Source organism: Legionella feeleii (assembly GCF_001467625.1).
Classification (GTDB): Bacteria; Pseudomonadota; Gammaproteobacteria; order Legionellales; family Legionellaceae; genus Tatlockia; species Tatlockia feeleii.
Genome location: NZ_LNYB01000085.1, coordinates 276,218 through 297,033, shown reverse-complemented (window position 1 = coordinate 297,033; position 20,816 = coordinate 276,218). Strand labels below are relative to the sequence as shown.

The window sequence follows — 20,816 nt, the reverse complement described above, 5'->3', positions numbered from 1 at the left end:
TTGCAATTATGATTGAAACTTTACCTGCCTGATGGATGGAAGGATAACAAAATGCCAAACGTTAAATTGCCTGATGGAAGTGTCAAACATTTCGAACAGCCTGTAACGGTTTATGATGTCGCTCAAAGTATTAGTCCTGGATTGGCAAAAGCTGCACTTGCGGGACGAGTTGATGGTCGGTTGGTCGATACTAGTTACCTTATGCGTGATGATTGCTCCTTAGTGATTATTACCGAAAAACAGCAGGAAGAAAGCCTCGAAGTGATCCGTCATTCAACAGCTCATTTATTGGCTCAGGCAGTTAAACTCTTATTTCCCAGCGCGCAAGTTACTATTGGACCTGTTATTGATGATGGGTTTTATTACGATTTTGCTTTTCAAAGACCGTTTACTCCAGAAGATCTGGAACGTATAGAAGCGAAAATGGAAGAATTGGCCAAAGCGGATTATCCAATTACCCGTCGAGTATTGCCACGTGATGAAGCAATCGCTTATTTCCGCAATATTGGTGAGGAGTATAAAGCTAAAATTATTGCCGATATTCCTGAGGGAGAAGTGCTTTCCTTATACAAACAAGGCGATTTCGAAGATCTCTGCCGTGGTCCTCATGTGCCTTCTACTTCATATTTGAAAGCATTTAAGCTAACTAAAGTAGCAGGAGCTTATTGGCGAGGAGATGCGCGTAATGAAATGTTACAACGTATTTATGGTACGGCTTGGATAGATAAAAAAGCGTTAGCGGATTATTTGCATCGTTTAGAAGAAGCTGAAAAACGTGATCATCGAAAATTAGGCAAGGCTTTGGATTTATTCCATTTTCAGGAAATTGCCCCTGGTATGGTTTTTTGGCACCCTAAAGGATGGATTGTTTATCAATTACTTGAACAATATATGCGTAGTCGTTTGTATGATTTTGGTTATCAAGAAATTAAAACACCGCAGTTGGTTGATAAGGTTTTGTGGGAAAAATCAGGGCATTGGGATAATTTTCGCGATGAGATGTTTGTTACAGAAACAGAAAATCGCCAATATGCTGTAAAACCAATGAACTGTCCTTGCCATGTACAGGTTTATAATCAAGGACTGAGGTCTTACCGTGATTTGCCATTGCGTTTTTCTGAATTTGGTAACTGTCACCGCTGTGAGCCTTCTGGCTCTTTGCATGGCTTAATGCGTGTGCGCAACATGGTACAGGACGATGCACATATTTTTTGTACAGAAGAGCAAATTCAGTCTGAAGTAGCAATGATGCTTGAGTTAGTACAATCAGTCTATACTGATTTTGGTTTTAAAGAGATAAAATACCGTTTAGCCTTGCGCCCAGAAAAGCGGGTAGGCAGTGATGCGGTTTGGGATAAGGCAGAGGAAGCATTAAAGCTTGCTATGCAGAGTAGAGGGATTGAATGGGTTGATGCTCCGGGGGAAGGTGCCTTCTATGGGCCGAAGATTGAATGCTCGCTAGCTGATTGTTTAGGGCGTATTTGGCAGTGCGGTACTATACAGGTCGATTTTTCTATGCCCGACAGACTTGATGCCCAATATGTTGCAGAAGATGGTAGTCGACAAACACCGGTCATGTTACATCGTGCTATTCTGGGGTCATTTGAGCGGTTTATGGGAATTTTAATCGAGCATTATGCGGGTCGGTTCCCCTTATGGTTGGCACCTACGCAAGTTGCCGTATTGACAATTAGTGATAAACAGCATGATTTTGCCGCTAAAGTGACAACTATTTTACAAAAGCAGGGCTTTCGTGCAAATTTTGACTTGAGAAATGAGAAGATTGGCTTTAAAATCCGCGAGCATACTTTACAAAAAGTACCTTACTTGCTGATTATTGGCGATAAAGAAGTTGAAAATAATTCTGTCGCGGTACGCACAAGAGAAGGTGTGGATTTGGGTGTGATGAATATTGATACAATTTGTGATACCATGCGTCAGGAAGTTGGCGCAAAAGGTCGCGTATAAACCACTTGGAGGATTAAACCATTAGCGTATCGAATAAGCGTGATAGTGATCGCGCACGAATTAACGAAAAAATTAATGTACCTGAGGTACGCTTAATTGATGTCGATGGCAACCAGGTGGGAGTTGTATCAACGCGGGAAGCATTGCGAGCGGCGGAAGAAGGTGGCTATGATTTGGTGGAGATTTCGCCCACAGCTAACCCCCCCGTTTGCCGCATTATGGATTATGGCAAATTTCTTTTTGAATTGAATAAAAAGCAAACGGAAGCGAAGAAAAAGCAGAAGCAATTTCAAGTCAAAGAGTTAAAATTCCGTCCGACGACGGAAGAGGGAGATTATCAGGTCAAGCTACGCAACCTGGTCCGTTTCCTCAATCATGGTGATAAGGTCAAGATCACACTACGATTTCGTGGTAGAGAAATGGCCCATCAGGAAATAGGTATGAAAATCATGGAGCGTTTGCAACAGGATACCGCTGAATATGCGGTGATCGAGCAGCAAGCGAAACGAGAAGGCCGCCAATTACTGATGGTTTTAGCACCAAAGAAAAAATAAGGTAGTTGTAAAATTTTGGCTCAATTATTCATCCCAAAGTGAGATAAAGAGCTAATCGATTACACTGCATCGTTATTAATAGCAGAACAAATGCGGAGTACAATGCTATGCCAAAATTAAAGTCGCATCGTGGAGCGCACAAACGCTTCCGTAAGACAGCTAGTGGTATTATCAAGCGTCGAGGCGCTTATAGAAACCATATCCTGACTAAAAAGACCAGCAAACAGAAACGTCAGTTGCGTGTTGCTTCAGGTACATTGAAGCAATGTGATGCGCGTCTGGCTGAGCGTATGTTGCACGGTAGTTAAGGGGAGGAATGAATAATGCCAAGAGTTAAACGTGGTGTGACGGCGAAAGCACGTCATAAGAAGATTTTAGATCAAGCGAAAGGTTATTACGGCGCCCGTAGCCGCACCTACCGTGTGGCCAAACAAGCGGTTATCAAAGCTGGACAATATGCTTACCGGGATCGTCGACAGAAAAAACGCCAGTTCCGCGCTTTGTGGATCACTCGAATTAATGCACAGGCTCGTGAGTGTGGTTTATCATACAGTCGTTTGATTGCCGGCTTGAAAAAAGCGAGTATCGAGTTGGATCGTAAAGTTCTGGCTGACATGGCTGTATACGATAAACACGCCTTTGCTGCTGTAGCTGAAAAAGCGAAAGCTGCGCTTGCCTAATCAGTTTTGTCGTGATAATTAACAAGGAGGCTGTGGCCTCCTTTTTTACGTGTGGGTTCTAATCATGCAAGATATCATTGCGTTGCAGCAACAAGCTGCTGATGCCATCGCTCAGGCAGAAGACGTTACCGCCCTTGAATCGATTCGTGTCGACTATTTGGGCAAAAAGGGACAGCTCACCGAAATCCTCAAAGGGTTAGCTAATTTATCCGCAGAAGAAAAACCCAAGGTAGGTCAGTTAGTTAATTTGGCTAAACGAGAGATAAGCCTTCTCATTGAAGAAAAGATGTTGCATTTAAAAGAAGCGCAGTTGCAGAGAAAATTGGCTGCTGAGCGAATTGATGTAACGTTGCCGGGCCGTACCAATCAGCATGGTTCTTTACATCCAGTAACTCAGGTAAAGCAACGCATTAATGATTATTTTAGTCGGTTAGGCTTTGATATTGTCACTGGTCCTGAAATTGAAACTGAATTTTATAATTTTGAAGCACTTAATATTCCCGGGCACCATCCGGCCCGTGCCATGCACGATACCTTTTATTTTGGGGATGGGCATTTGTTGCGCACTCATACTTCACCCGTCCAAATTCGGACAATGGAAGAGCGGAAACCACCTTTAAGGTTGATTGCCCCAGGACGAGTTTACCGTTGCGATTCAGATGTCACCCATACACCGATGTTTCATCAGGTAGAAGGCTTGCTTATTGATAAACAGGCTACGCTCAATGGCTTAAAAGGGTTGTTACAGGATTTTTTTGCTGATTTCTTTGGACGAGAGTTGGCTTTACGCTTTAGACCATCTTATTTTCCTTTCACAGAGCCTTCTGCTGAGGTGGATATCGAGTGTACGCAATGTTTTGGTAAGGGTTGCCGTTCATGCAAATTCACAGGTTGGCTAGAAGTTTTGGGTTGCGGTATGGTACATCCGAATGTGCTTGCCGCGGTTAATATTTCTCCAGATGAATATCAAGGCTGGGCTTTTGGTATGGGAATGGATAGATTGGCTATGCTGTATTTTGGAATTGATGATTTACGCATGATGTTTGAAAACGACTTAACTTTTTTAAAACAGTTCTAGCAGCCACACATAATAATGTTGGTCTACTGGATAATCTCCGGATATTAGGCGGGTATTTACAATGAAAGTGAGTGAATTGTGGTTACGTGAATGGGTAAACCCTTCTTTGAATGGACAGCAATTAGCGTCTCTTCTGACCATGGCAGGTTTGGAAGTTGATGCAGTGACTCCAGTTGCGGGTGCTTTTACGGGGGTCATTGTCGCAGAAGTTTTAAATACGACTCCTCATCCCCAGGCAGATAAACTGACCTTGTGCGAAATTAATACTGGCGCTGGAAAACCGTTAAAAGTAGTTTGTGGCGCGGCAAATGTGCGCCAAGGTTTGAAAGTAGCACTCGCACAAATTGGGGCTAATTTACCGGGTGGCTTAGTAATTAAAGAATCAATGCTTCGCGGAGAATTATCGCAAGGTATGCTATGTTCTGTTACGGAGTTGGGGCTTGCCGAGAATTCTGACGGTATTATGGAGTTGGATGAAGATGCTCCGTTAGGGACGGATTTACGTACTTATCTTGCACTTGACGATCAAGTACTCGATATCGATTTAACGCCTAACCGCGCCGATTGTTTTAGCGTTTTGGGTGTTGCACGTGAGGTGGCTGTTTTAACTTCATTACCTCTACAACCGCTACCCGAAAAGACTAGTTTACCGACTACCGATGAGCAATTGACGATTAAACTGCTCAACTCGGATGCCTGCCCACAATATTATGGGCGTGTAATTCGTGGTATTAATCCTCAGGCACATACACCGATTTGGATTGCTGAGCGTTTGCGCCGGGCAGGGTTACGTCCTATCCACCCAGTCGTCGACATTACTAATTATGTAATGCTAGAGCTCGGTCAACCAATGCATGCCTTTGATTTGCAATCTATTGATGGGAATATTAATGTTCGTTTTGCTAAAGCAAACGAAACATTGCAATTGCTGGATGGGCAACAAATTAATTTGCATGACAGGGTATTGGTGATTGCTGACAATAAAAAAGCCTTGGCAATGGCTGGAATTATGGGGGGTGAGGATAGTGCGGTTCAGGAGCATACTACGGATATTTTTCTTGAAAGTGCCTTTTTCAGTCCAATAATAATTGCTGGTATAGCACGCAGTTATGGGTTGTGTACTGATTCATCCCAGCGCTTTGAACGAGGGGTTGATCCAGCATTGCAGTTGTTGGCTCTTGAGCGTGCTACTGATCTATTGCTGGATATTGTTGGTGGAAATGCTGGCCCTGTATCGTCTGCCTCTGAGTTAGCCGCCTTACCCTTAAAAAATAAGATACTGTTCAATCCAGCCAAGGTGCAACAACTAACAGGATTGGCCGTTGCTGAAGAGGAAATGGTTAGAATGCTACAAGGCTTGGGCATGGATGTTGATAGAAAAACAGCTGAAGCATGGCAGATTAATATCCCCTCTCATCGTTTTGATATTAGTTTAGATGTTGATTTGATTGAAGAAATAATTCGTCTACATGGTTATGATAAATTACCTGGCGCTAAGATGAATACCACGGTCCAGGCCGGAAATATCAATCCTTTAGAATCGCTAGCTGCACGTTGCAGCCAGTTTTTTATTGCACGTGGCTACAATGAAACAATTAGCTACAGCTTTGTTGATCCCGAGTTGCAACAAGAGCTGTATCCCCAAAACCTTACCATGCAATTATTAAATCCTATTTCTTCTGAATTATCGCAAATGCGGGTAGGCATGTGGCCAGGATTGATTGCTGCGATGGTCTACAATACACATCGGCAGCAAACAGCACTTAAGCTATTTGAGAATGGAGTGGTTTTTGATTTACAGCAAGGTTCTTTGCAGGAGCATGCATGCATAGCTGGATTACTGACTGGCGAGCAAGGAGCAATGAATTGGAGCGAAAAAACCGCCAAGTTTGATTTTTATGATGCAAAAGGTGATTTGCAAGCACTGTTTGCTGCGTTGCAATTACCAGAAGTCCATTTTATTGCTGATGTACATCCTGCACTTCATCCAGGGAAGTCAGCCCGGATTATGGTTGCTAATCAGGAAGCGGGATGGTGTGGTGTGTTGCATCCACGTATAGCAGATGCGCTGGATAGTCCGGACGAGGTAGTGCTTTTCGAGCTTCGATTGGGTGCGCTGATTAACACAGAGGCAGTACGTTATCAGCAAATTTCAAAATTCCCTCAGATCCGTCGTGACTTATCGTTGCTGGTTAATAATGAAGTGAGTGCCGCACAGATAGAGCAATTAGTTCGGCAAACCGTTAATGAGGCTTTACTAAAATCTTTTGATGTCTTTGATGTGTATACTGGAGAGACAATTCCAGCAGGTAAAAAAAGTCTGGCAATTGCACTTACTTTGCAGGATGATAAACGAACAATGGTCGATAATGAGATCAATGAGATAATCAGTGCTATAATCAAGAAACTGGAAGAAAAATTTGCCATTATATTGAGGGACTAATCGTGAATGCACTAAGTAAGGCCGTGATTGCAGAAACTTTATGTGATGAGTTAAAATTGACCAGACCTGATGCAAAAGAAATGGTTGAAGAGTTTTATGAAACACTAAGGCATGCTCTTGAAAATGGCCAGCATGTTAAATTATCTGGATTTGGTAATTTTACCTTACGTGACAAGCCACAGAGACCAGGTAGGAACCCCAAGACAGGGGAAGAAATTCCGGTAGTAGCACGTCGTGTTGTTACCTTTAAACCAGGGCTCAAATTAAAAACTAAAATTGAGGAGCGAGGTAAGTAGTCTTTTGACCCATTATACAAAGCATGTTTTTTTATGCACTAATCAGAAAGCTGCTGGTAAGCAATGTTGTGCGAACACAGGCGGAGAGTTGTTTTTTGATTACATGAAAACAAAATTATTAGAGCTGGGCTTGCATGGTCCTGGCAAAATAAGAGTAAGTAAATCTGCGTGTCTTGGTCGATGTAGTGTCGGACCCTGTATCGTGATTTATCCAGAAGGGGTTTGGTATAACTATGCAACAACAGCTGATATTGATGAAATTATAGACAACCATTTAATTGCTGGTCATTCAGTTGAACGCTTGCTAATCCCCAATTAAACGTATATCTTTCAGCCAAATTGTAAAACCTCGCAAGAATTTATTGCATTTTACTTGTAGGTTAGCACGGTTTTGGTTAAAATCGCCCGTCCAAGATTGAAAGATTACCAATAAGGCGGTACGGAGTTATTTAATGAAGACATTTAGCGCCAAGACACACGAAGTCAAACGTGACTGGTATGTAGTCGATGCTAGCGACAAAGTTTTAGGTCGTCTTGCTACTGAAATTGCTCGTCGTTTAAGAGGCAAGCACAAGGCTGAGTATACCCCTCATGTTGATACAGGGGACTATATCGTTGTAACGAATGCGGAGAAAGTGACTGTCACTGGCCGCAAATTCAAAGAAAAGGTTTATTACCATCACTCAGAATTTCCTGGTGGTATCAAATCAATTTCTTTCGATAAATTACAGGCAAAGAACCCTGTGCGTATTATCGAGCTGGCAGTGAAGGGGATGCTTCCAAAGAATCCTCTAGGTAGAGAAATGTACCGTAAACTGAAAGTGTATGCCGGTAATGAGCATCCGCATACAGCACAGCAACCTAAGCAACTTGAGATTGAGGAATAAGTATTATGGCTGAAAGACAGCAATATTACGGTACTGGCCGTAGAAAAAGCTCAACAGCCAGAGTGTTTTTACGCCCTGGTAAAGGTGAAATCGTGATCAATAATCGTGCTTTAGTAGATTATTTCGGTCGCGAGACTTCTTGCATGGTTGTATGCCAGCCGCTGGAAACAGTGGATGTTATGGGCAAATTCGACGTTTATGCGACAGTCGTTGGTGGCGGTATTTCTGGCCAGGCAGGCGCCGTTCGTTTGGGTATAGCCCGTGCGTTAGTTGCCTATGATGAGTCCGATCTGGTTGAAGGTGCAGAACCTAATCCTGACTCTTACCGTCGAAAACTGCGTGCTCGCGGCTTGATGACAACAGATTCTCGACGCGTGGAAAGAAAGAAAGTCGGTTTGCACAAAGCACGTCGTGCAACACAGTACTCCAAGCGTTAATTGTTCTAAGAAAACCCTGCAGAAGCAGGGTTTTTTTTTATCCTCTAGATGTTTTCTTGAATTACATTAAAAATGGTACCTTTTAGGGTATCCTGTCGGTTTTCTGCTCAGGGTTGCTCCTACTGCAGTCGTATTCTCAAATTGGCTTCTTCGGAAACGCTACTACAGCGAGCGAATTGCTTCGTCCATACGGTGCTTGAATACTCATGTATTTCATGCATACACCCCGATTCTGCGCCCTGTGTCTACTCGCATTTCTCTCGCTGTAGCGAGTTTCCGAAGAAAGTCTAATATCGCCTATTTCAATACCCGGTGTAACTTTAGTTAAAAATACCATGACGATTGCTCAGGTATTTTACATGGGCGTTTTCAAATACTTAATTCTTTGTTATAACTGGATTTATATTTTTTCCTGTCAGAAGAGAGTGTCTGCCAGGAGGATGGACTCAGGGACAGAAACCAGGACGAAATGACCGTGATTGATAACGTTGATCCCAACCCTAGTAGTGATGATATTCCCAGTGAGGAAGAAATTGATGAGCAACGACGTCATTTTTTAGTGACGACGACTAGTGTATTAGGAGGCGTGGGTGTTGCCTGTGCATTAACCCCTTTTGTTGCTTCATGGTTCCCTAGTGCAAAAGCACAAGCGGCTGGTGCACCTGTGCAGGTTGATCTCTCCAAGATAGAGCCGGGGCAGCAAGTGACGGTTGAATGGCGGGGAAGACCCGTCTGGATTATTCGACGTACCAAGGAAATGTTACAGCAGCTTAGCGGTCACGATGAGCAATTACGGGATCCGGATTCATTGGTTGATCAGCAACCAACTTATGCGAAAAATCAATATCGTTCGATAAAACCGGAATATTTAATACTGGTAGGGGTGTGTACGCATCTAGGTTGCTCGCCAAAATATACCCCTGTCGACAATGAACTTGGTCCTAATTGGCCAGGTGGTTTTTATTGTCCTTGCCACGGTTCAACATTTGATCTGGCCGGCAGAGTATTTAAAGGTGTTCCAGCACCTATTAATCTGGAGGTACCTCCATACCAGTTTATCAGCGAGCATGTCATTGTAATTGGGCAGGACAAAGAAGAAGGATAATAGCATGAAGGCTTTGATCAATTGGGTGGATGCCCGTTTTCCACTGCTTAATACATGGAAAAGCCATGTCAGTGAATACTATGCGCCCAAAAATCTGAATTTCTTCTATTATTTTGGTTCCCTGGCCATGGTGGTATTGGTCAATCAATTAGTCACTGGCTTATGGCTGACGATGTTCTATACGCCAACCTCTGAACAGGCTTTTTCTTCTGTTGAGTACATCATGCGTGATGTCAATTATGGTTGGTTACTGCGTTATATGCACTCAACAGGTGCTTCCGCTTTCTTTATAGTTGTCTATTTACACATGTTTAGGGGATTATTGTATGGTTCCTATCAAAAGCCAAGAGAGCTGATTTGGCTCTTGGGTATGGCGCTCTTTATTCTACTGATGGCGGAGGCTTTTTTTGGTTATCTACTTCCCTGGGGACAGATGTCTTATTGGGGGGCACAAGTCATTACCTCCCTGTTTGGGGCAATTCCATATATAGGTGATGGTTTGGCAACTTGGTTACGCGGCGATTTCAATGTTGCTAATGCGACCTTACAACGTTTCTTTGCTTTACATGTTGTTGGTATTCCTATTTTACTGCTAGTACTGGTTTTCTTGCATATTATTGCCCTCCACAAAGTTGGGTCTAATAATCCACAAGGAATCGAAATCAAGAAGCATCTGAATGAAGACGGTAAGCCGCTTGATGGAATCCCTTTTCATCCTTATTTTACTGTGAAGGATTTAGTAGGTGTCATTGTCTTTTTGATTGGTTTTTTTGCGGTAGTGTTCTTTATCCCTGAAATGGGTGGGTATTTTCTGGAGTATGCTAATTTTGCTCCGGCAAATCCAATGGTAACGCCGGAACATATTGCTCCTGTATGGTATATGACACCCTTTTATGCCATTTTGCGCGCTATCCCCCATAAGCTAACAGGTGTAATTGCTATGGGAGCGGCAATATTAATTTTATTATTTATACCCTGGTTGGATAGAAGCCCTGTCCGAGCCATGCGTTACAAGGGAAATTATTCGAAATATGCCTTAGTTGCTTTTGTGATTAGTTTTTGCATTCTAGGTTATTTGGGGACAGTACAAGTGACCCCGCTAAAACAGTATTTAGCTAGAATTTGCACAGTTATTTATTTTGCTTATTTTCTATTGATGCCTTTTTACAGTCGTTATGAGCAGCATAAAACAGTACCTGAGAGGATAGATGGATGAGCAAAGATCGGATAGTTACTTACTTACTCAGTTTGTTAATGAGTTCTTTGCTACAGGCGGCTACTGTTAGCAAGATTGAGATGTCGTCAATCGATATAGACATCCATGATCAAGCCAAAATACAGCGGGGCGCAAAATTATTTATGAATTATTGTTCTGGCTGCCATTCGTTGCGGTATATGCGTTATAGCCGTATGGCCAAAGATCTTGGGTTAACGACCTTTGATGGTGAACTGGATAAAGATTTGTTAGTTAATAATCTCATTTTTACCAGTGCTGCAATCTACGATCCGATTCATATTAGTATGCCGGCTACTGATGCCCGGCAATGGTTTGGTATTACCCCCCCAGATTTGTCTTTGTCAGCACGCGAACGTGGTCCAGAGTGGATTTATACTTATCTGAAGAGTTTTTATGCTGATGACTCAAGACCTTTTGGCGCTAATAATTTATTGGTACCAGAGGTGGCAATGCCGAATGTTTTGGCACCACTTGCCGGAAAAGTGATTGCGGTAAGGGAGGGCGATCCTAAAACATCGGCGATCTCTCATTTGGTTCTTGTAGAAAATGGAGAAATAACTCAGCAGCAGTTCGATAGCGCCTTGCAAGATTTGGTGACTTTTCTTGTCTATGTCGGCGAACCTGTAAAATTGGTACGTTATCATCTAGGGATAATTGTGCTGATTTTTTTAAGTATATTCTTAGTCGTAGCTTATCAACTCAAGAAAGCATACTGGAAAAAGCTTCATTGACTCTTCATGGCTAATTGGACAGGATTTTTCTGGTCATAGGCTGTAACAGGGATTTCCTGCGTTGATTTGCAAAACAAAATTGACTTATTTATAGCGAAATGACAAATTGTCATACTAGGTTCATCATGCTGGGTAAAATTGTGGTAAAATGCTGCTCTTTAACCTTCTGTAAAGTATGGTTTAACGATTGATGAGGAGTTGCTGATGGCTATTGTTGCAAAGCGCACGATTATGTCTTTGTATTCTGATAATGATGATATTTATAGTCATCAAGTTCGTATTGTATTGGCAGAAAAGGGTGTAAATGTTGAGATTCTTCACGCTAAACAAGGGGAAGCTCCTAATGAATTAGTTGCGGTAAACCCCTACGGTACTATTCCTACCCTGCTCGATCGCGAATTGGTTTTGTATGAAGCCCGCATTATTATGGAATATTTAGATGAGCGCTTTCCTCATCCACCACTTTTACCTGTATATCCGGTTGCTCGCGCAGAAACACGAAAGATGATGCATCGTATTGAGCAAGATTGGTACTATTTACTTCAACGCATCAAAGCCGGTGTTGAGCAAGAAGAAGCGCGTACACATTTATTTGATAGTCTGGTAAGTTTGGAACCGGTCTTTGCAGATAAACCTTACTTTTTAAGCGATGAATTTTCTTTACTAGATTGTGCTCTCGCACCATTACTGTGGCGTCTACCCCAGCTGGGTATAGAAATACCTGCCAAGATGAAGGGATTGCATGCTTATATGCAACGTTTATTTAAACGTGATTCATTCCAGGCAAGCTTGACAGACGCTGAGAGGCAATTAAGGGCGGCCTAATGATGAATATGACCTCTAATAAGCCTTATCTGATTCGTGCCATTTATGATTGGATTGTTGATAATGATCTGACGCCATATATATTGGTAAACGCAACATATCCCGGAGTACAGGTTCCACAGGAGCATGTTAATAGTGGGCGGATAGTGTTAAATATTTCACCCAAAGCCTGTCGTGGTTTGCACCTTGAAAACGATAGAATAGTATTTACTGCGCGATTTTCTGGCCATAGTGTGCAGATATTTATAGTTCCAGCTGCAGTACTTGCCATTTATGCCAAAGAAAATGGCAGGGGAATGGAGTTTGGTGAAGATACCGGTGAACCCCCGCCACCACCGACAGCAAAAACTGAAATAAAAGGGCGTAGTAAACCTTCATTAACCCTTGTAAAAAAAGATTAGAAGCCTAAGCTGTCAATTCCTGAGGCAGGTGATTTGTGAGCGTTTTAGCAAATCACCTGCCTCAAAGATAAGAACAGGACTTACGAAAAACATCGAGGTTGAGGCAAAATTTACTTCTAATGAGGGTTTAGCCTAACTAAAAGACCGAATTAAAAGTAAATTTTAACGAAGAGATCGGCGTTTTTCGTAAGTCCAGAAGAATTGACAAGTCAATTCCTGCTAGCTAACGGAGCGTAACAAGGCCATGACTACATCAAAGGTTGCTCTTTATCAGGCCAAACACATTCGTTTATGTGAAGAGATGGCTACGGATGATTTAGGATTGTCTGAAGATGAGTTAATGCTACGCGCGGGAACCAGCGCCTTTTCTACCTTATCCATGCTATATCCCACAGTACGTACTTTAGCTATTTTCTGTGGCAGTGGTAATAACGCTGGTGATGGTTATGTTCTTGCACGCCTGGCGCACAAAAAAGGTTATTCGGTTGTTGTTAATCAACACAAAACCATAGAGGATTTGCCACCACCAGCAGCCAGAGCAGCTGTAGCTGCAATTGCTGCTGGTGTTTCCTGCCAGTGCCTTGATGACGCTATAGACCCTGAGGCGGAGTTAATTGTTGATGCCTTATTAGGAATTGGTTTGCAAGGTGATGTACATGGTCCAATAGCGACCGCTATTAATCAGATCAATGACAGTGGTTTGCCAGTATTGGCCCTGGATGTCCCCTCTGGTTTAAATGCCGATACAGGTTGCGTGAAGGGGGTAGCTGTCAAAGCCAATGCTACAGTGACATTCATCGCTTGCAAGCTTGGATTAATGACCTTGGATGGACCTGATCATTGTGGTGAATTAGTTTGTCATAGTCTGCAACTTGAATCTTGTTTGCTAAAGATTAAACCCGCTGCCTATCTCTTGGATGAAAATTTAGGTCATGCTTTACTTCCACGACGTTTAAAAAATTCTCATAAAGGCCATTTTGGCCATGTCTTGGTTATTGGTGGTGGGCATGGGATGCCGGGTTCAGTTTATTTGGCTGCAAATGCTGCTTTACGAGTTGGTGCGGGTTTGGTAACTATTGCTACCAGACCGGAATATGCAGGGCAAGTTTTACCTTTATTACCAGAAGCAATGATTTATGGCATTGAAGAATCTGTTGAGCTTTTGCCGCTTATTGCCAGGGCAACCGTCTGTATCATTGGTCCTGGCCTTGGTGAGGATGAATGGGCAAAGGTTTTATTTAACCAGGCAATTGCCTCTCAATTACCTATGGTTATTGATGCTTCAGCCCTACGGCTGCTCGCTCAGAATCCTCAACATGATGATAATTGGATCTTGACGCCTCATCCAGGAGAAGCAGCCAGCTTGCTCCAATGTTCTAATGCAGAGATTCAAAAAGATAGGTATCAAACAATATTGGCGTTACAACAGCAATATGGGGGAAATGTTGTCCTTAAAGGGGTAGGTTCAATGGTGTGTACCGATGAGCCTGGTGTTTATCTTTGTGCTGATGGTAATCCCGGTATGGCGAGCGCAGGAATGGGGGACGCCCTTAGTGGTGTTATTGCAGGCTTAATTGCCCAAGGCCTGGCACTTGCCGAGGCTGTCAAATTGGGTGTATGGATACATGCCAGTGCCGCAGATGCCGCAGCCGCTGTAATGGGTGAACGTGGATTGTTGGCTAGTGATTTAATGCCTTATCTACGTCGTCAGGTTAATTATTTATCAAGAATAAAATGAGTTTTTATGGTCAAAGTTGATTGCATTGCTTTGCCTGATGTGCAATATTCCGAAGCGCTTGCAGCACGCTTGGCAGCTTGTTTAACTGCTCCTTTAGTGTTGACCTTTAGTGGCGAGATAGGCGCAGGAAAAACAACTTTTATCCGCGCTATGTTGCGAGCTCTAGGCGTTAAGTCAGCTATTAAAAGCCCGACTTTTTCATTGCTTGAAAGCTACCAATGCCAGTATTTACAAGTACATCATTTTGATCTCTACCGTATTCACGATGAAACAGAGCTGGAGTATATTGGTTTTAGAGATTATTTTTTGACTGATGCAATCTGTTGTATTGAATGGCCTGAACGAGCCGGTCAAAGTTTGGGACATGTTGATATTAATTTTGCCTTTACTATTGAGGGGAGTGGCCGTTTGTTGACTTTAACCGCAACAACTGCTGCTGGAGAACTAATTTTGTCTTGCCTTGCAGGTAAACAATGAAGATACGCATAGCTAGTATTTGCTTATTGATAGTCTGGTGTTCGACTTTGATGGCAGCAAAATTGTTATCTATTGAGATTAAGCAACAGTCAGGGAATCCTTCTGTACTTTTTACTCTGGATGAAGCGGTTGCGCACAGAGTATTCACGCTCACAAATCCCAATCGTGTGGTGATTGATTTTGAGAGCACTGATTTGGCGGTGAACCTGAATCGAGTTAATTTGGGCAGGCAGTTAATCAAATACATTCGCAGTGGCCGCCCAAATCCACAAACCCTGCGTCTGGTTTTTGAGGTCAGTCAGGCTGTCATGACCAGGACGAATCCTATGCATCGTTCAGCTGCATCAAAACACGGCTTTTCATTAGATCTTTCTACAAATGGTAATTTGCCGAGCCGTGCAATTTCATCCACTGTGCCTGTCAACAGAAGCGGAGCAACAAATACAGCGAAAGTACCTGTATCGGCTCGTCATGAACCCGGGAAAACGCTGCGTGATGTTGTTGTCGTACTGGATCCCGGCCACGGTGGTAAAGATCCCGGGGCTAGTGGACCAAGACGCACGATGGAAAAAGATGTTACTCTTAGAATCGCGCAAAAGTTGAAACAAATCATCGATAGACAACCTGGTATGCGCGCTGTATTAACCCGAAACGGCGATTATTATATTGGCTTACGTGAGCGTTTGACCATTGCCCGGAAATATAATGCAGATGTCTTCGTCTCTATCCACGCAGATGCTTTCATCAATCAGCAATCTAATGGCGCTTCTGTTTTTGCTTTATCACAATCGGGGGCAACCAGTGAGGCAGCTCGATGGCTAGCCGAGAAGGAAAACTATTCCGAATTGGGCGGTGTCAATTTATCGGAACTAGATGATCAAAGTGGATTAGTACGTACGGTATTAATTGATTTGTCGCAAACAGCTACCATTGGTGCCAGTTTACATATGGGAGAAAGAGTATTACGTGATCTCGATAGAATAACCAATTTACATAATCATAAAGTTGAGCAAGCTCGTTTTATGGTATTAAAATCACCGGATATTCCTTCCATTTTGATTGAAACAGGTTTTATCTCTAATCCTCGCGAAGAAAGTAACCTAACAAATCCTGCCTACCAGACTCATTTAACTCAGGCGATTTTCCAAGGTTTGAAACGTTATTTCTGGGATTACCCTCCGCACGGCACACGTATAGAAGCTTTGGCTGGCAATAGTAAAATCCATATAGTGCGTAGTGGAGAATCATTGCCTAGAATTGCTGCGCAATATCATATGTCAGTCGCAGTGTTACAAGCTGCAAATCATTTATCAAACTCGCAGCTAAAAATAGGGCAAAAACTTGTTATACCTGCGTTGACATGATGAGAATTCAGCAATTACCAGTAACCGTCGCGAATCAAATTGCCGCAGGGGAAGTGATTGAACGCCCTGCTTCTGTGGTTAAAGAGTTATTAGAGAATTCATTGGATGCCCAGGCTGACATAATTAGTATTGATATTGGGTATGGCGGCCTGAATCAAATTAAAATCACCGATAATGGGATTGGCATTGTTGCTGAGGATCTACCCTTGGCAATTGCTGCCCACGCTACAAGTAAAATTAAACAGCTTAGTGATTTATACTCTATTGCCAGTATGGGATTTCGCGGTGAAGCCCTGGCGAGTATCGCATCCATCTCGAGGCTGACTATCAGTTCCAGGCCTGAGAGCCAAGAACATGCCATGATGCTTGCCAGTGATGGCCATGCGATTCATATGACACCTTGTGCCCGTAATCAGGGAACGACTGTTGATGTACGCGATATTTTTTTTAATGCACCAGTCAGGAAAAAATTTTTAAAAACCGAGCAAAGTGAATTTCAGGCAATAGAGACAGTGGTTAAGCGTTTCGCTTTGAGTGCTCCTGCAATAGCGCTCAACTTAACTCATAATGGAAAACAACGATTAAATTTACCGGCTGCACATTGTGCTCAAACCAGATTGCAGCGTATACGGAAATTATTAGGAAAAACCTTTATTGAGCAAGCGATATATCTTGATGTAGAGCACGCTGGAATGCGTTTGCATGGTTGGGTTAGCAACAGTGAGTATCAGAGTAGTCAGAGCGATAAACAGTGGGTCTATGTTAATGCTCGCATGGTTAAAGATAAATTGTTAAATCATGCGATTAAACGAGCCTATGAAAGTTTACTGTATCCAGGTCGATATCCCGCTTGTTTGTTGTACCTGACATTAAATCCAGCAGAGGTAGATGTTAATGTTCATCCTACTAAGCATGAGGTGCGTTTTCAGCAACCACGCCTGGTACACGATTTTATTACTTCTCAAATTCAGCAGGCTTTGGCGGTACCAAGAACATCCTGTGGTTACCAGCAATCATCAGTGAAAGAAATCACAACGGGGCAGCAAATTCACGAAAACTATCTATCCTTACCCCTTTCGATTAAGAAAATTGAACAAAGTGCTGTGGTGACAAGTCACTGGATCACTTTAAATAACGCTTACGCATTAATCTTTTTACAAGAACAGCCCTATTTAGTCGATATCGAGAAATTGCAACGCCATTGGTTATTATCAATATTGGCGCAGGAATCATTGCCCTTGGCCAGCCGCCCACTTCTGGTGCCTATTAGTTACCCTGTTAAGGAGTTTAGCCCAGATAGGATCAATCATTATCGCCAAGCATTGAATCAAGTAGGAGTAGAATTGGGTTTGGCTGGTGAAAACGCGATGTTGGTTCGCTCTTTGCCAATTGCTGTACCACATCTTGATATTAAGCGTTTTCTTGCACTCGTTTTTAAGTTGAACTCGCCTACCAATCAGCAATTGATTGAGTTATTGAGTTTATGTCAATTGTTTAATGCCTACCAAGCCTTACCAGAAGAAACAGAGACTTTAAGTGCCTATCTGCAAACCTTGTATAATGCAAAGGAATTGCCTGTTTGGTGCAGGCAGTTATCGACTACACTGTGTGAGAGTTTGCTAAATGCCTGAAATTCTTTTTTGTTTAATGGGGCCAACAGCCTCTGGAAAAACAGCGTTAGCCAGTGAATTAATAAAGCATTTTCCTTTTGAAATTATCAGTGTTGATTCCGCAATGATCTACAGGGAAATGAACATTGGTACTGCCAAACCCACCCCTGAAGAATTATTACAGGTACCACACCACTTAATTGATATCATTGATCCGCCAGAAAGTTATTCTGCCGCTCAGTTTTGTACCGATGTGTTTTCCCTGTGCGGAGCGATTTTTAAGCGAGGAAAGATCCCTTTACTTGTAGGGGGGACAATGATGTATTTTAACGCCTTGCAGCAGGGCTTATCGACTTTACCTCAGGCGAATGAAACGATTCGTGCCTCACTATTACAACAGGCAGAAGAGTACGGCTGGGCATACTTGCATCAGCAATTGATGCAAATTGATCCTTTATCGGGAGCAAGAATTCATCCTAATGATACCCAGCGCATTCAACGCGCCTTGGAAGTTTATCAGATAAGCGGAAAACCTTTATCATCGTTTTGGTCTGAACAGAAAGAGGCATTAGCTTATCGATTTGTGAACCTGATTTTGTTTCCCGAGGATAGAGCCTGGTTACATAAAAGAATAGCCTTACGTTTTGAGCAAATGCTTGAACAAGGTTTTGTGAATGAAGTAGAACAATTGCTTCAAAAATGGCAATTGTCACCGTCTTGTCCTGCAATGCGCAGTGTGGGTTATCGCCAGGTATTTGATTATCTGGCAGGTGATTTTGATTTCGAAACACTGCGTTATAAGGGAGTTGTAGCAACACGCCAGCTTGCCAAAAGACAGTTAACTTGGTTACGTCATTGGCAAGAAGCAATTTTTTTTGCTTGTGAAAATCCATCAACTGTTAGTGAAATCATAGCGCTCATTAATGAAATATTGGATAATAGGGCACAAAAATGATTGAGTTTTGTAGGGGAGAAAACGATGTCTGCAAAAGAACAACTCGCGTGCGCTAAAAAAAATTATGTTGTGCGTCGACAAGATTTACCATTGAGTTGCCCAACTGATGAAATGGCATTATGGAATGCCCATCCGAAAGTGTATTTGCCAATTGAAAAAACAGGTACCGAGGTTTGTCCTTATTGTGGCTCACGCTTTGTATTAAAAAATGATTAAATCAATTTGCATTGTACGCTTGTCTGCATTAGGCGATGTGTTGATGCTTGTTCCCTTGATACGCCTCTTGCAGGCAAAATTGCCTGATGCCGAGCTCACCTGGGTTATTTCGCGCCCCGCTTATGATTTGGTGGAAGGGATGGAGGGTGTTGAGTTTATTGTTATCAATAAACCCAATAATCTGGCCGATTATTGGCATTTCAAGAAGAGGTTGGCAGGTAGAAAGTTCGATGTTTTATTAGCTGCTCAGGCAAGTTTTCGAGCAAATCTACTATACCCACTAATTCGGGCAACGCGAAAAATCGGCTATGACAAACTACGTGCTAAAGATGGACATGGATGGTTTATTAATGAAGCCATCAAGCCTGGTAATGATCATACTTTAGACGGATTTCTAAAATTTGCTGAGGCACTTGGATTGGAGCAAAGTGGCTTGCGTTGGGATCTCCCAATCGGTGAAGCTGACTATGAATGGGCACGCGCTCATTTGCCAGCTCAAGGACCTATTTTATTAGTTAACCCTGCTGCCAGTAAACCAGAGCGAAGTTGGCTGGTTGAACGCTATATTGACGTGATAAAAGAAGCGATAAAGCGTTGGCGGGTGCAAGTGGTTCTAACGGGGGGGCCGGGTGAGTATGACAGAGAGCTCGCCGACGCAATCATCAAGGAAGTCCCCTGCATTGATTTAGTAGGCAAAACAAAACCCAAGCAATTGCTTGCGGTAATCAGCCAAGCGCAAGCATTGTTGTGTCCTGACACGGGACCTTCTCATATGGCTGCGGCAGTTGGTACGCCTGTAGTTGCTTTACACGCTGTTACTTCTTCCTCGGTATCCGGGCCTTATACCTATAGGCACTTGGCAGTTGATTGTTATCCTGAAGCAGTAACTACTATTTTGAAAAAAACACCGGAAACGAATGTATGGGGTACTCATGCTCATGGTGAGGACACAATGAAATTGGTTAAGGTGGATGCCGTATTAGCTAAGCTTGCGGAAGTCTTTGACCAAGCAGGTTAATTGCCGGGTCTTTCAGCTCAACTCAGCTAGTTTTTATTCTGGGAAGAAATCGATTGTTTATTACAGTAAATCAATTGAGAGCGTAAGCCGCTCTTTATGTTTTTTACAGAGCTTCTCGCTTTTTCCCAGGTATATACAAGATCATCTACTCGCCAGCCTGCGTCGGTTTTAAGTAGAACTAATGCTTTTATCCCGCCATTTACAGGTACAACGGTGTATTTTCCTTCAGTCCAGGCTTGTTTTACCTGAAAACCGTTAACGGTATCATTGCCGCCTGCTAAAACGCGAAAATCAAGACAGCCAATTTCCTTTGTTTTATCTTGCAGTTCTTTATTGATTTGATAGGCATTTTCATAGCCTCTGTATAAGTCGGCTGTAAAAAAAATGTTGGCAAGTTTAAGTTGGTAATCGTCTTTTTGATCAAGAATCTCATTCGCTAATACCAGACTATAAAAGAGAACAGTAAAATCCTCTGGATTTCCCCATTTCTTTTGCCATCTCTTTAGGTCGTCTTGGTCAATACGGGTTACAAACACTGCTGTAGCAGAGGATGTGACAGCAAGGCAGGCGGCACTGGCAATGAGTCCAACAACTAATAAGATAGAAGAACCAAATTTTATCCAGTTCATAGTGCCTCGTTATCAACAATTAAAATTTAAAACCAGCAAACCAAAATTTTGGTATTTTAGTCAATATAAATAGTTTACCAGCTTTGTAATGGGGGAGATTATCCTTGAATGGAAATTTAAGATGGCTATCAATACATCGCTTATCAGATAAATAGGAAAGCATTAAT

Annotated in this window: 23 protein-coding genes; 22 read left to right on the top strand and 1 reads right to left on the bottom strand. The window is 42.6% G+C overall.

All coding sequences use genetic code 11. The annotated features are described in order from the left end of the window. The first annotated feature begins 51 nt into the window (after positions 1-51). The 22 genes from thrS to Lfee_RS13570 all read left to right on the top strand — a co-directional run bounded on the left by thrS (position 52) and on the right by Lfee_RS13570 (position 20,020). On the top strand, positions 52-1,968 hold the full coding sequence (gene thrS / locus Lfee_RS13675) for a threonine--tRNA ligase (protein ID WP_058447553.1): 1,917 nt from the start codon (positions 52-54) through the stop codon (positions 1,966-1,968). Between the two features lie 20 nt (positions 1,969-1,988). Further along, positions 1,989-2,522 (top strand): translation initiation factor IF-3, encoded by a 534-nt coding sequence (gene infC / locus Lfee_RS13670; protein ID WP_058447552.1) that lies wholly within the window; start codon positions 1,989-1,991, stop codon positions 2,520-2,522. A 107-nt stretch (positions 2,523-2,629) separates the two neighbouring features. Next, a complete protein-coding gene (gene rpmI / locus Lfee_RS13665) occupies positions 2,630-2,830 on the top strand; it encodes a 50S ribosomal protein L35 (RefSeq protein WP_019218047.1) in 201 nt (66 codons plus the stop codon). A 15-nt stretch (positions 2,831-2,845) separates the two neighbouring features. Further along, positions 2,846-3,202 (top strand): 50S ribosomal protein L20, encoded by a 357-nt coding sequence (gene rplT, locus Lfee_RS13660; protein ID WP_058447551.1) that lies wholly within the window; start codon positions 2,846-2,848, stop codon positions 3,200-3,202. A 64-nt stretch (positions 3,203-3,266) separates the two neighbouring features. Beyond that, positions 3,267-4,280 (top strand): phenylalanine--tRNA ligase subunit alpha, encoded by a 1,014-nt coding sequence (gene pheS / locus Lfee_RS13655; RefSeq protein ID WP_058448031.1) that lies wholly within the window; start codon positions 3,267-3,269, stop codon positions 4,278-4,280. A 61-nt stretch (positions 4,281-4,341) separates the two neighbouring features. Further along, a complete protein-coding gene (gene pheT / locus Lfee_RS13650) occupies positions 4,342-6,723 on the top strand; it encodes a phenylalanine--tRNA ligase subunit beta (RefSeq protein ID WP_058447550.1) in 2,382 nt (793 codons plus the stop codon). A 2-nt stretch (positions 6,724-6,725) separates the two neighbouring features. Next, the gene (locus Lfee_RS13645) at positions 6,726-7,019 is read left to right on the top strand and encodes an integration host factor subunit alpha (RefSeq protein WP_058447549.1); all 294 of its coding nucleotides are present in this window, start codon (positions 6,726-6,728) and stop codon (positions 7,017-7,019) included. A 4-nt stretch (positions 7,020-7,023) separates the two neighbouring features. Next, the gene (locus tag Lfee_RS13640; protein WP_058447548.1) at positions 7,024-7,338 is read left to right on the top strand and encodes a (2Fe-2S) ferredoxin domain-containing protein; all 315 of its coding nucleotides are present in this window, start codon (positions 7,024-7,026) and stop codon (positions 7,336-7,338) included. A 133-nt stretch (positions 7,339-7,471) separates the two neighbouring features. Continuing rightward, complete coding sequence (rplM, locus tag Lfee_RS13635; protein WP_058447547.1) at positions 7,472-7,906, top strand: 50S ribosomal protein L13; 435 nt, start codon at positions 7,472-7,474, stop codon at positions 7,904-7,906. A gap of 5 nt (positions 7,907-7,911) precedes the next feature. Continuing rightward, entirely contained in the window at positions 7,912-8,343 is a 432-nt protein-coding gene (rpsI, locus tag Lfee_RS13630) for a 30S ribosomal protein S9 (RefSeq protein WP_058447546.1), read from the top strand. Between the two features lie 469 nt (positions 8,344-8,812). Next, positions 8,813-9,448 (top strand): ubiquinol-cytochrome c reductase iron-sulfur subunit, encoded by a 636-nt coding sequence (gene petA, locus Lfee_RS13625; RefSeq protein ID WP_058447545.1) that lies wholly within the window; start codon positions 8,813-8,815, stop codon positions 9,446-9,448. A 4-nt stretch (positions 9,449-9,452) separates the two neighbouring features. Then, positions 9,453-10,664, top strand: coding sequence for a cytochrome b (locus tag Lfee_RS13620; RefSeq protein ID WP_058447544.1), 1,212 nt, complete (start codon positions 9,453-9,455; stop codon positions 10,662-10,664). An 80-nt stretch (positions 10,665-10,744) separates the two neighbouring features. Then, positions 10,745-11,416: a cytochrome c1 gene (locus tag Lfee_RS13615; protein WP_370447016.1), complete on the top strand. Its 672-nt coding sequence runs from the start codon at positions 10,745-10,747 to the stop codon at positions 11,414-11,416. Between the two features lie 204 nt (positions 11,417-11,620). Beyond that, the gene (gene sspA, locus Lfee_RS13610) at positions 11,621-12,241 is read left to right on the top strand and encodes a stringent starvation protein SspA (RefSeq protein ID WP_058447542.1); all 621 of its coding nucleotides are present in this window, start codon (positions 11,621-11,623) and stop codon (positions 12,239-12,241) included. A 2-nt stretch (positions 12,242-12,243) separates the two neighbouring features. Further along, positions 12,244-12,642, top strand: coding sequence for a ClpXP protease specificity-enhancing factor (locus tag Lfee_RS13605; protein ID WP_058448030.1), 399 nt, complete (start codon positions 12,244-12,246; stop codon positions 12,640-12,642). Positions 12,643-12,886: 244 nt separating this feature from the next. Beyond that, positions 12,887-14,380, top strand: a complete 1,494-nt coding sequence (locus Lfee_RS13600; protein WP_058447541.1) for a bifunctional ADP-dependent NAD(P)H-hydrate dehydratase/NAD(P)H-hydrate epimerase — start codon at positions 12,887-12,889, stop codon at positions 14,378-14,380. Between the two features lie 6 nt (positions 14,381-14,386). Further along, the gene (gene tsaE, locus Lfee_RS13595) at positions 14,387-14,857 is read left to right on the top strand and encodes a tRNA (adenosine(37)-N6)-threonylcarbamoyltransferase complex ATPase subunit type 1 TsaE (protein WP_058447540.1); all 471 of its coding nucleotides are present in this window, start codon (positions 14,387-14,389) and stop codon (positions 14,855-14,857) included. A gap of 50 nt (positions 14,858-14,907) precedes the next feature. After that, positions 14,908-16,221 carry an N-acetylmuramoyl-L-alanine amidase gene (locus tag Lfee_RS13590; RefSeq protein WP_112854768.1) on the top strand — a complete coding sequence of 438 codons (1,314 nt, stop codon included), beginning with the start codon at positions 14,908-14,910 and terminating at the stop codon, positions 16,219-16,221. Then, positions 16,218-17,852: a DNA mismatch repair endonuclease MutL gene (gene mutL, locus Lfee_RS13585; protein WP_058447538.1), complete on the top strand. Its 1,635-nt coding sequence runs from the start codon at positions 16,218-16,220 to the stop codon at positions 17,850-17,852. Before Lfee_RS13590 ends, mutL begins: the two co-directional genes overlap by 4 nt. Beyond that, the gene (gene miaA, locus Lfee_RS13580; RefSeq protein ID WP_058447537.1) at positions 17,845-18,786 is read left to right on the top strand and encodes a tRNA (adenosine(37)-N6)-dimethylallyltransferase MiaA; all 942 of its coding nucleotides are present in this window, start codon (positions 17,845-17,847) and stop codon (positions 18,784-18,786) included. The genes mutL and miaA overlap by 8 nt, the downstream gene beginning before the upstream one ends. 24 nt (positions 18,787-18,810) lie before the next feature. Next, positions 18,811-19,002, top strand: a complete 192-nt coding sequence (locus Lfee_RS13575; RefSeq protein ID WP_058447536.1) for a zinc-finger domain-containing protein — start codon at positions 18,811-18,813, stop codon at positions 19,000-19,002. Continuing rightward, a complete protein-coding gene (locus tag Lfee_RS13570; protein WP_058447535.1) occupies positions 18,995-20,020 on the top strand; it encodes a glycosyltransferase family 9 protein in 1,026 nt (341 codons plus the stop codon). The genes Lfee_RS13575 and Lfee_RS13570 overlap by 8 nt, the downstream gene beginning before the upstream one ends. Before the next feature lie 26 nt (positions 20,021-20,046). Here the strand turns inward: Lfee_RS13570 and Lfee_RS13565 are convergent, their stop codons facing one another. Beyond that, positions 20,047-20,649, bottom strand: a complete 603-nt coding sequence (locus tag Lfee_RS13565) for a hypothetical protein (protein WP_058447534.1) — start codon at positions 20,647-20,649, stop codon at positions 20,047-20,049. Positions 20,650-20,816 lie beyond the last annotated feature (167 nt).